The sequence below is a fragment of the Phenylobacterium sp. genome, assembly GCF_020253645.1.
In the GTDB taxonomy this organism is placed as follows: Bacteria; Pseudomonadota; Alphaproteobacteria; order Caulobacterales; family Caulobacteraceae; genus Phenylobacterium.
On record NZ_JADCBG010000084.1, the window covers coordinates 1 to 9,354 of the forward strand.

Annotated in this window: 10 protein-coding genes; 2 read left to right on the forward strand and 8 right to left on the reverse strand. The window is 66.8% G+C overall.

Features of this window, described 5'->3' with window-relative positions; genetic code table 11:
* Nucleotides 1-6: 6 nt before the first annotated feature.
* The 7 genes from INE98_RS06115 to INE98_RS06145 are packed head-to-tail and all read right to left on the reverse strand — an operon-like array spanning nucleotide 7 to nucleotide 6,453.
* Nucleotides 7-366, reverse strand: coding sequence for an SUF system Fe-S cluster assembly protein (locus INE98_RS06115; protein ID WP_293537423.1), 360 nt, complete (start codon nucleotides 364-366; stop codon nucleotides 7-9).
* Between the two features lie 5 nt (nucleotides 367-371).
* Nucleotides 372-1,586 (reverse strand): aminotransferase class V-fold PLP-dependent enzyme, encoded by a 1,215-nt coding sequence (locus tag INE98_RS06120; RefSeq protein ID WP_293537410.1) that lies wholly within the window; start codon nucleotides 1,584-1,586, stop codon nucleotides 372-374.
* Nucleotides 1,586-2,620 (reverse strand): Fe-S cluster assembly protein SufD, encoded by a 1,035-nt coding sequence (gene sufD / locus INE98_RS06125; protein ID WP_293537411.1) that lies wholly within the window; start codon nucleotides 2,618-2,620, stop codon nucleotides 1,586-1,588. Before sufD ends, INE98_RS06120 begins: the two co-directional genes overlap by 1 nt.
* Nucleotides 2,617-3,363 carry a Fe-S cluster assembly ATPase SufC gene (gene sufC, locus INE98_RS06130; protein WP_293537424.1) on the reverse strand — a complete coding sequence of 249 codons (747 nt, stop codon included), beginning with the start codon at nucleotides 3,361-3,363 and terminating at the stop codon, nucleotides 2,617-2,619. The genes sufD and sufC overlap by 4 nt, the downstream gene beginning before the upstream one ends.
* A gap of 32 nt (nucleotides 3,364-3,395) precedes the next feature.
* Nucleotides 3,396-4,865: a Fe-S cluster assembly protein SufB gene (sufB, locus tag INE98_RS06135; RefSeq protein ID WP_293537413.1), complete on the reverse strand. Its 1,470-nt coding sequence runs from the start codon at nucleotides 4,863-4,865 to the stop codon at nucleotides 3,396-3,398.
* An 11-nt stretch (nucleotides 4,866-4,876) separates the two neighbouring features.
* Nucleotides 4,877-6,016 carry a cysteine desulfurase family protein gene (locus INE98_RS06140; RefSeq protein ID WP_293537414.1) on the reverse strand — a complete coding sequence of 380 codons (1,140 nt, stop codon included), beginning with the start codon at nucleotides 6,014-6,016 and terminating at the stop codon, nucleotides 4,877-4,879.
* Nucleotides 6,013-6,453, reverse strand: coding sequence for an Rrf2 family transcriptional regulator (locus tag INE98_RS06145; protein WP_293537416.1), 441 nt, complete (start codon nucleotides 6,451-6,453; stop codon nucleotides 6,013-6,015). Before INE98_RS06145 ends, INE98_RS06140 begins: the two co-directional genes overlap by 4 nt.
* A gap of 158 nt (nucleotides 6,454-6,611) precedes the next feature.
* On the opposite strand from INE98_RS06145, the gene INE98_RS06150 reads away from it, so the two are divergent.
* A complete protein-coding gene (locus INE98_RS06150; protein WP_293537417.1) occupies nucleotides 6,612-7,259 on the forward strand; it encodes an alpha/beta hydrolase in 648 nt (215 codons plus the stop codon).
* On the opposite strand, the gene INE98_RS06155 is transcribed toward INE98_RS06150, so the two are convergent.
* Nucleotides 7,226-8,377, reverse strand: coding sequence for an anhydro-N-acetylmuramic acid kinase (locus tag INE98_RS06155; RefSeq protein WP_293537419.1), 1,152 nt, complete (start codon nucleotides 8,375-8,377; stop codon nucleotides 7,226-7,228). The genes INE98_RS06150 and INE98_RS06155 overlap by 34 nt on opposite strands.
* A 175-nt stretch (nucleotides 8,378-8,552) precedes the next feature.
* On the opposite strand from INE98_RS06155, the gene tyrS reads away from it, so the two are divergent.
* Nucleotides 8,553-9,354, forward strand: an 802-nt coding sequence (tyrS, locus tag INE98_RS06160; protein WP_293537421.1) for a tyrosine--tRNA ligase, incomplete at its 3' end; no start/stop codon positions are given.

The window sequence follows — 9,354 nt, forward strand, 5'->3', positions numbered from 1 at the left end:
ATGGGCTCAGAACATGTTGAGTTGAAGCTTGGCTTCGTCCGACATGCGAGAAGGATCCCACGGCGGATCAAAGACCAGGTCGACCTTGATGTTGCGGACCTCAGGTATGGTCCTGACGGCGTCCTCCACCCAGCCGGGCATCTCACCCGCCACGGGACAGCCGGGCGCGGTGAGGGTCATGTCGACGGCCACGTCGCGGTCATCCGAGACATCGACCTTATAGATCAGGCCGAGTTCGTAGATGTCGACCGGGATCTCCGGGTCGAAGACGGTTTTGAACGCCTCGATCAGCTTGTCCGTGAGACGATCAAGTTCCGCCTGAGTGAGGCCGCTGGGGGCCGGCTCGGGGCCTGGTTCAGGGGACATCGCAGTCATGTGAAGAAGGTCCGGGTTCGATCAAGAGCATCAAGGAAGACATCAACTTCCTCGGCGGTGTTGTAGAGGGCGAAGGAGGCGCGGACGCTGGAACTGACGCCCAGCCGACGCATCAGAGGTTCAGCGCAGTGCGTTCCCGCGCGCACCGCCACCCCGTAGCGGTCCAGAAGCTGGGCGATGTCATGCGCATGAGCGCCCTCCAGGACAAAGCTGAGCACGGCGCCCTTGCCCTCGGCCTCCCCCAGAATTCGCACCCCGTTTATGCGTCCCAGCGCCTGAGCCGCCTGACGGTAAAGGGCCTTCTCATGGGCTTCGATGGCGCCCCGGTCCTGGGTCGAAATCCAGTCGACGGCGGCGCCCAGGCCGACCGCCTCCACGATGGGCGGGGTCCCGGCTTCGAACCTCAGGGGTGGGGCGGCGTAGGTGATCCTGTCGAAGTCGACCTGGTCGATCATCTCGCCCCCGCCCTGCCATGGCGGCAAAGCCGCCAGCCGGTCCGCCCGGCCCCAGAGCACGCCTATTCCGGTCGGTCCGTACAGTTTGTGGCCAGAGAAAGCGACAAAGTCCGCACCCAGTTCCTTCACATTCAATGGCGAGTGAACGACCGACTGGCAGGCGTCGACCACCATGACAGCCCCGGCCGCGTGCGCCAGACTGGCGATCCGCTGCACAGGGTTCACCGTCCCCAGAACGTTGGACATGTGCACGATGGAAACCACTCGGGTGCGGGCCGAAATCATCCCCTCAAGGGCCGCAAGATCCAGGGCTCCGTCCGGCAAGATCGGGGCAAAGCGCAGGACCACCCCTTTCCGTTCCCGGAGAAAGTGCCAAGGGACGATGTTGGCGTGATGCTCCATCTCCGTGAGAAGCACCTCGTCGCCTTCGGTCAGCTGTTGGCCCAGGCCCGACGCGACCAGATTCAGGGCCTCGGTCGCGCCCCGCGTAAAGACGATTTCATCAGGATCTCCATGGATGAAGTCTGCGACTTTTTGTCTCGCCTTTTCATAGAGTTCGGTTGTTTCATTTGCCAGGGTATGCAGACCCCTGTGCACATTCGCATAGCTATGGCGCATGAGCCCGGTCATGGCCTCGATCACCGCCTCAGGCTTCTGGGCCGACGCGGCGCTATCAAGGTAGACCAGAGGCCGGTCACCGATCCTGCGGGACAGGATCGGGAACTCTCCACGGATCAGATTGGGGTCGAACGCCATCAGACCCCGGCCCCGATCCGCGCGAGAAGCCAGCTTCGGACTCGCTCGGCCCCGGCGGCGAAGTCGATCCTTTCGATCACTTCCCCCAGGAACGAAACCGCAAGCAGAGCACGGGCGTCCGTTTCGGCAAGACCCCGCTGGCGCATGTAGAAGAGAACGTCGTCGTCGAGGGCGCCGACAGTTGCGCCGTGCGCGCACGCGACATCGTCCGCATAGATTTCCAGTTCCGGCCGGGCGTCGACCTCAGCCCGGTCCGAGAGAATGAGGGCATTGTGCGCCATCCGGGCGTCCACGCCGTCAGCGCCCTCCTGGACTGTGATCCGCCCCTGGAAGACAGCGCGGGACTGTCCGTCCGCGAATCCCCGGGTCAGCTGGTCGGTCCGTCCGTCAGGTCCGGTATGCCGCACGACGCTGGTGAGATCCGCGTGCTTGCGGCCAGCCAGGATGTAGACCCCATCGAGCCGAGCCTCTGATCGCAGCCCCGGATGGCGCAGGCGGGTTTCGAACCGCTGCCGCCGGGCGCCTGTGGTCAGGACCGTCTGAGCGTATCGCCCGCCCGCCGACAGCTCGACGTCGAGCTCAACGACGGCGACGGCCTCCGGATCAAGGTCGGCCAGGACCAGCCGCTCGCAGGAGGCCCCATCTTCCAGAGTCAGATCGACGCCCAGGAGAGAGAGGCTGGATCCACCCCCCTCGTGGGACTCGAGCAGGGTCAGTCGGGCGCCGCCTCCCACCTCGATGCGCAGCCGCGCGGAGTGAGCCCCATCGCCCCGGGAGACATGGCGGAGGATGACGGTCCTCGTTTCACCCGGCGCAACCCGGAGGGTCTCCGGACCCGAACCGTTGGCCACGACGAGGGATTCCGCCGCCAGTCCCTCGAACGGTCCGACCCCGATCGCCTGAGGCCCGAGAGGGCTGGATGGCTCCGGGATGGTTCTCAGCAGTCCGCGCAGATCGGTCCATCGCCAGTCTTCATCACGCCGGGAGGGGAGCTGCGCAGGGTCGCGAAGCCGGATGGCTTCATCCAGGTTCATGCGGCCCTCGCATACTTGTCGTAGCCGTGACGCTCGAGCTCCAGCGCGAGCTCCGGTCCGCCGCTGGCGACGATGCGACCATCGGCGAGCACATGCACCCGGTCAGGCCGGATGTGGTCGAGCAGCCGTTGATAGTGGGTAATGACCAGCATGCCGCGGTCCGGCGCGCGCAGGGCGTTGACCCCCTCCGAGACGACCTTCAGGGCGTCGATATCAAGCCCTGAATCGGTTTCATCAAGGATCATGAAGCGTGGCGCGAACATCGCCATCTGGAAGATCTCCATGCGCTTCTTCTCGCCACCCGAGAACCCGACATTCATGGGGCGCTTGAGCATGTCGAAGTCCATCTTGAGGTCCGCCGCGCAGCTCCGGGCGCGCTTCAGGAAGTCAGGCGCCGAGATCTCCGCCTCACCCCGCGCCTTTCTTTGGGCGTTCAGTGCGGACCGTATGAAGGTAAGGGCGGGAACGCCCGGGATTTCAAGGGGATACTGGAAAGAGAGAAACAATCCGTTCGCCGCCCTCTCGTCCGGCTCCAGCTCCAGGAGATTCACGCCGTCGAGCTCCGCGGAGCCTGCCGTGACCTCGTATCCGGGGCGTCCGGTAAGGACATAGGAAAGGGTCGACTTGCCCGCTCCATTGGGTCCCATGATTGCGTGCACCTCCCCTGAGGGCACCTGGAGGTCAAGGCCCTTGAGGATCTCGCGATCTCCAACCCGGGCGTGGAGACCCCGCAGGCTGAGCATGGCGGCTGTACTGTCGGGTCTGGTCATCTGGGTCATCCCACACTGCCTTCGAGGGAAATCGCGACAAGCTTCTGGGCTTCCACGGCGAACTCCATGGGAAGCTCCTGGAGAACCTCCCGGACAAAGCCGTTGACCAGCAACTGGACGGCCTCCTCCTCGGAGAGGCCGCGCTGGCGGGCATAGAAGAGCTGGTCCTCGGAGAGACGGGTCGTCGTCGCCTCATGCTCGAAGGTGCAGGCGCCGTTGCGCGCCTCGATGTACGGAACCGTATGGGCGGCGCACGACTTGCCGATCAGAAGGCTGTCGCACTGGGTGAAGTTGCGCGCGCCCCTCGCCTTCGGGTGCGCGGAGACCAGACCACGATAGGTGTTCGACGACCGTCCGGCGCTGATGCCCTTTGAGATGATGCGAGAGCGGGTTCCTTCGCCGAGGTGGATCATCTTGGTGCCGGTGTCGGCCTGCTGGCGGCCATTGGTGATGGCGATGGAGTAGAACTCGCCCACGCTCTCGCGGCCGCGCAGAACACAGGAGGGGTACTTCCAGGTAATGGCCGAGCCCGTCTCCACCTGGGTCCAGGACACCCGCGACCGGTCACCCCGGCAATCGGCGCGCTTGGTGACGAAGTTGTAGATGCCGCCCTTCCCGGTCTCCGGATCCCCCGGGTACCAGTTCTGGACGGTGGAGTACTTGATCTCCGCGTCTTCCAGGGCGACCAGCTCGACCACTGCGGCGTGCAACTGGTTCTCGTCCCGCATGGGGGCGGTGCAGCCCTCCAGGTAGGAGACAAAAGACCCCTTGTCAGCGATGATCAGGGTGCGCTCGAACTGCCCGCTGCCAGCGGCGTTGATCCGGAAATAGGTGGACAGTTCCATCGGGCAGCGTACGCCCGGAGGCACATAGACGAAGCTGCCATCAGAAAAGACGGCGGAGTTCAGGCAGGCGAAGAAATTGTCGGTCACCGGGACCACCGAGCCGAGATACTTCCGCACAAGCTCAGGGTGCTCCCGCACGGCTTCGCTCATGGAACAAAAGATCACCCCGGCCTCGGCCAGTTCCTTCTTGAAGGTCGTGACCACGCTGACGGAGTCGAACACGGCGTCGACGGCGTAGCGCGGCGCGCCCGTCACACCGGCGAGAACCTCCTGCTCCCGCAGGGGAATGCCCAGCTTCTCGTAGGTCTTCAGAATCTCGGGATCGACATCGTCCAGGCTCGCAGGACCATCCTTCGCCTTGGGCGCGGCGTAGTAGGTGGCGTCCTGGTAGTCGATGGGCGGGAAGCTGACCCGGGCCCAGTCTGGCGACTCCATGGCGCTCCAGCGCTCGAAGGCTTCCAGCCGCCAGGCGAGCATCCAGTCCGGCTCGTCCTTCTTGCGGGAGATAAAGGCGACCGTATCCCTGTCCAGGCCCCTAGGCGCGAACTCCTGCTCGACCTCCGTAACGAAGCCGTGCTCGTACTTCTCAAGTCCGGCGACCTGTTCGAGGGTGTCCTTGACAGCGGGCATATCGTGTCTCCTCAGGCCGCTGCCGGTCGGGAGCGCGAAGCGCGCCGCGACTTCAGGGCGATCCAGGCGTCGGCAGCGCCGCGCCAGTCCTCGGGTCGGGTCGACCAGCCGCCGCTGAGCCGGATCGCACAGCCTGCCATTTCGCCAAGGCCCATGGCCTCAAGAACCCGGCTCGGGCGGACCTTCCCGCTGGAGCAGGCGGCCCCCGCGCTGACCCGGACTCCTGCAAGGTCCAGCCCCATGACCTGGACCTCGGAAGACAGTCCCGGCAGGGCGACGCACAGGACATCGGAGAGCCGGGGGGCTGTCGCTCCGATCACAAGACCGCCCGCTTCAGAGATCCGCGCGGCTGCGAGGTCGCGGGGACCCGAATCTCCCCCCGGCGCTGCGCTCGCCGCGGCGGCGGCGGCCCCAAATCCAGCTGCACCGATCACATTCTGCGTACCGGCCCGACGCCCCTGTTCCTGGCCGCCGCCGGGCATATCGCGCACGATCCTCGTCCGGGGGCCTGCGACGAGAGCGCCGATCCCCTGGGGACCGCCGAGCTTGTGGCCTGACAGGGCGAGGCTGTCCGCACCAAACCGTTCGAGTCCGATCGGGCGACGGCCCGCCGCCTGAACGGCATCGACATGCAGCCATCCGCCTGCCGCTCGGATCATGTCACCGGCCTCGCAGGTGGGCTGGATCACGCCGGTCTCGTTGTTCGCCGCCATAAGGGCGAGGAACACCGGACCCTCTTCCGCAGACCAGCTGTCGATCTCCGCGCGCAGGGCTTGCAGATCGATGACGCCCGAGGCCAGGACGGCGATTTCAGTGACCGGTACGCCGGTTGCGAGGGCGCTCTCCCGGATACAGTCGTGCTCTACAGCGGAGATGAGAAGGCGCCGGGCGCCCGCCGCGACAGCACTGCGGACGGCGAGGACATTGGCTTCCGTTCCGCCGCTTGTGAAGATCACGGCGCTCGCAGAGACACCGGCGAGGGCGGCGACCTGGGCGCGGGCCTCCTCAAGGACGGCGCGCGCCGCCCGGCCGTCCGCATGCACTGAACTGGGGTTGCCCGACAGCTCGAAGGCTGCGGTCATGGCCGCGCGCGCCTCCGGCCGAAGGGGGGATGTGGCGCAGTGATCAAGGTAGATGGACTTAAGGCTCACGCCGCCCTCCGACCTGAGCCCACCCGCCCGGTGACCACATCCTCCAGGGAAACCGACGCCAGCCAGGCCTCGATCTGGCGCCCCGTTTCTTCCCAAAGATCATGGGTCAGGCAGCGCTCGCCCTTTCGCATGCACCCGGATGACCGTTCCCCGCACCGCGTAGCGCGCAGGGGTTCGTCCACGGCGAGGACGATCTCGGCGATGCTGGTGGCCGCAGCGGCCCGGGCCAGGCGATAACCGCCGCCGGGACCCCGGTGGCTTTTCACCAGCCCCTGGCGCCGCAGCCGGGCGAACAGCTGCTCCAGGTAGGAAAGCGAGATTTCCTGGCGGGCGGCGATGTCCGACAGGGCCACCGCGCGCTCAGCCGACTCGGCCTGACGCCGGGCCAGGTCGGCCATGGCCATGACAGCGTATCGTCCCTTGGTGCTCAGTCGCATGTCCCGGACCTCAGAAGGTTCGCATTTTTTCGAGCCTTGGCGCCGGGCCCTGTGCTAAAGCCGCCGCTTCGCGCGGGGCCGCCTCAGAGCCGGCGTGTGCGATCTAGGAAGACCAAGCACGATAGTCAACTATTCGGGCTCCATCTTAAGGAGGCGACATGCCAGAGGTGGTTCTGACCGGCGCAGCCGGCCGCATCGAGGGGCGCTACACAGCGGGCAAGATCGAGAATGCGCCGATCGCCCTGATCCTGCATCCGCACCCCCGCGCTGGCGGGCAGATGAACCACCCGGTGGCCGTCCAGCTGTTCCACCTGTTCATGAAGCGGGGCTTCTCGGTCCTGCGCTTCAACTTCCGGGGCGTGGGTCGCAGCCAGGGCGAGTTCGACGCAGGGATTGGCGAGTTGGCGGACGCCGCCACCGCCCTAGACTGGCTGCAGGCCACCAACCCGGCCGCCGCCCAGTGCTGGGTGGCGGGCTTCGATTTCGGCGCCTGGATCGGGATGCAGCTGCTCATGCGCCGGCCCGAGACCGACGGCTTCATCTCCGTCTCGCCACCGACCAACATGTACGACTTCAGCTTCCTGGCGCCCTGCCCGGCCTCCGGGTTGATGCTGCACGGCGGCGCGGACACCGTGACGCCACCCCAGGAAGTCGAGAAGGTTGTCTCCAAGCTGCGCACCCAGAAGGGCATTGTCATCGACTACGACGTCGTGGACGGCGCCAGCCACTTCTGGACCGAGCACCTGCCCGAGGTGGAGTCCCGCGTCGGCGCCTACCTGGACCGGCGACTGGCCGAGGGCGGCTGAAGAGAAGGGTCGTCAGGACGGGCGATCCGTCCGCCGGTCATCGGCGCCGGAGCGCCCGTCGTGCCAGGCCAGGAGATCGGCAGACCGCGCAGACAGCGCGCAGCGAGGAAGGCGAAGGCCTCGGCTTCAAGCGCATCCCCCCGCCAGCCTACGGATTCGGCGGTGACGACTTCGCAGCCCAGACGCTCCGACAGCGCCGCCATCAGGACCGGGTTGCGTCGACCCCCGCCGGTGACGATCAGGCCCGAGGGCTGCGCCCCCACCAGACGAAGCCCGCTGACCACCGCCTCGGCTGTGAAGGCGGTCAGGGTCGCGACGGCGTCCTCAAGCGGGAGCGCATCCGTAATAGCCGGGGAAAAGTCGTAACGATCGAGGGACTTGGGCGCGGACTCAGAGAACCAGGGGTGGTCCATGAGGCGCGACAGCACAGACCCTGAAACGACCCCTGCGGCGGCCAGCCGGCCATCGACATCGAACCGTCCCGCCCCGCGCGCCACCACGACCTGATCGATCAGGCCGTTCCCGGGTCCGGTGTCGAAGGCGGTGACCTGGTCGCCCCCCGCCCAGCAGGTCAGGTTGGCCACGCCGCCGATGTTGAGCACCGCCAAGGGGGCGGAAAGGCCTGAGGCCGCCGCCCGGGCCAGGTGGTAGACAGGCGCCAGGGGTGCGCCCTCCCCCCCCGCCGCCACGTCCGCTGTCCGGAAGTCGTAGGCCACCGGCACGCCCGTCGCGCGCGCCAGCCAGGCGCCGTCGCCCAACTGCAGGGTCCGCCCCTTCCGCCCGCCGGAGGGGCGCTCGTGGAGGACGGTCTGGCCATGCATGCCGACCAGGTCGAGGTCGGGCCAGTCAAGGCCGCAGGAGGCGAGGAAGGCGGTTCCCGCCGAGGCGTGGATCTCGGCCACGGCGCGGGCTGCGGTCGCGAAGATGGCGGGATCGGGGGCGTCCCGGGGATGGTCCAGGGCGGTCCGGATGGCCTCCCGCAGGAGGGTGCGCAGGGGGTCCGGCAAGGGCTCCTCTCCGGCCGGCCCGAAGTCGGTGATGACCTCGCCGTCGGTCTCCAGGATCGCCATATCGACGGCGTCCAGCGAGGTGCCGGTCATGAAGCCCAGAATGCGCATGACGCTTGACTGCCATGGCCACCGGGCCTAGGCCAGCGCCATGTTCGCGATCCTCGTCGCCGTTCCGACCTATTACCGCCGCCCCTGACGACGGCGTGAGACCCTTCGCGCCGCCCTTCCCGGCTGGCGCGCTCTGGAAACGGCGCCGGCCCGACCGAGCCCTCCGGAGCTTCCCATGACCGCCCAAGCCGAATTCAAGTCCGACCTTCTGCGAACCCTGCAGTCGCGCGGCTACATCCACCAGATCACCCACCCTGAGGAACTGGATGCCGCGGCGGCGTCCGGGCGGGTGACCGGCTACATCGGCTTCGATGCGACGGCGCCCTCCCTGCACGTGGGCAGCCTGCTGCAGATCATGATGCTGCGCCGGATGCAGCAGGCGGGTCATAAGCCCATCGTCCTCATGGGCGGCGGTACGACCAAGGTCGGCGATCCCACCGACAAGGACCAGTCGCGCCCCCTCCTGACCGAGGAGCGGATCCAGGCCAACATCGACAGCATCAAGACGGTGTTCGCGCGCTTCCTGACCTTCGGCGATGGGCCGACGGACGCCATCATGGTCAATAACGCCGACTGGCTGGACGCCCTGGGCTATGTCGAGTTTCTTCGGAACTACGGCGTGCATTTCACCATCAACCGCATGCTGGCCTTCGACTCGGTCCGGCTCCGCCTTGAGCGGGAGCAGCCCATGACCTTCCTCGAGTTCAACTACATGCTGATGCAGGCCACCGACTTCCTGGAGCTGGAACGCAAGTACGGGTGCCAGCTGCAGATGGGCGGCTCGGACCAGTGGGGCAATATTCTCAATGGAGTCGAGCTGATCCGCCGGGTGGATCACAAGCAGGCCTTCGGCCTGACCAGTCCCCTGCTCGCAACCGCCTCGGGCCAGAAGATGGGCAAGACGGTGGCCGGCGCGGTCTGGCTGAACGCCGACATGCTCGCCCCCTATGATTACTGGCAGTTCTGGCGGAACACCG

What these genes read in the sequence shown, in the direction of transcription:
- INE98_RS06115 (WP_293537423.1), bottom strand. Translation starts at nt 366, where the DNA reads ATGTCCCCTGAACCAGGCCCCGAGCCGGCCCCCAGCGGCCTCACTCAG.
- INE98_RS06120 (WP_293537410.1), bottom strand. Translation starts at nt 1,586, where the DNA reads ATGGCGTTCGACCCCAATCTGATCCGTGGAGAGTTCCCGATCCTGTCC.
- sufD (WP_293537411.1), bottom strand. Translation starts at nt 2,620, where the DNA reads ATGAACCTGGATGAAGCCATCCGGCTTCGCGACCCTGCGCAGCTCCCC.
- sufC (WP_293537424.1), bottom strand. Translation starts at nt 3,363, where the DNA reads ATGCTCAGCCTGCGGGGTCTCCACGCCCGGGTTGGAGATCGCGAGATC.
- sufB (WP_293537413.1), bottom strand. Translation starts at nt 4,865, where the DNA reads ATGCCCGCTGTCAAGGACACCCTCGAACAGGTCGCCGGACTTGAGAAG.
- INE98_RS06145 (WP_293537416.1), bottom strand. Translation starts at nt 6,453, where the DNA reads ATGCGACTGAGCACCAAGGGACGATACGCTGTCATGGCCATGGCCGAC.
- INE98_RS06150 (WP_293537417.1), top strand. Translation starts at nt 6,612, where the DNA reads ATGCCAGAGGTGGTTCTGACCGGCGCAGCCGGCCGCATCGAGGGGCGC.
- INE98_RS06155 (WP_293537419.1), bottom strand. Translation starts at nt 8,377, where the DNA reads ATGCGCATTCTGGGCTTCATGACCGGCACCTCGCTGGACGCCGTCGAT.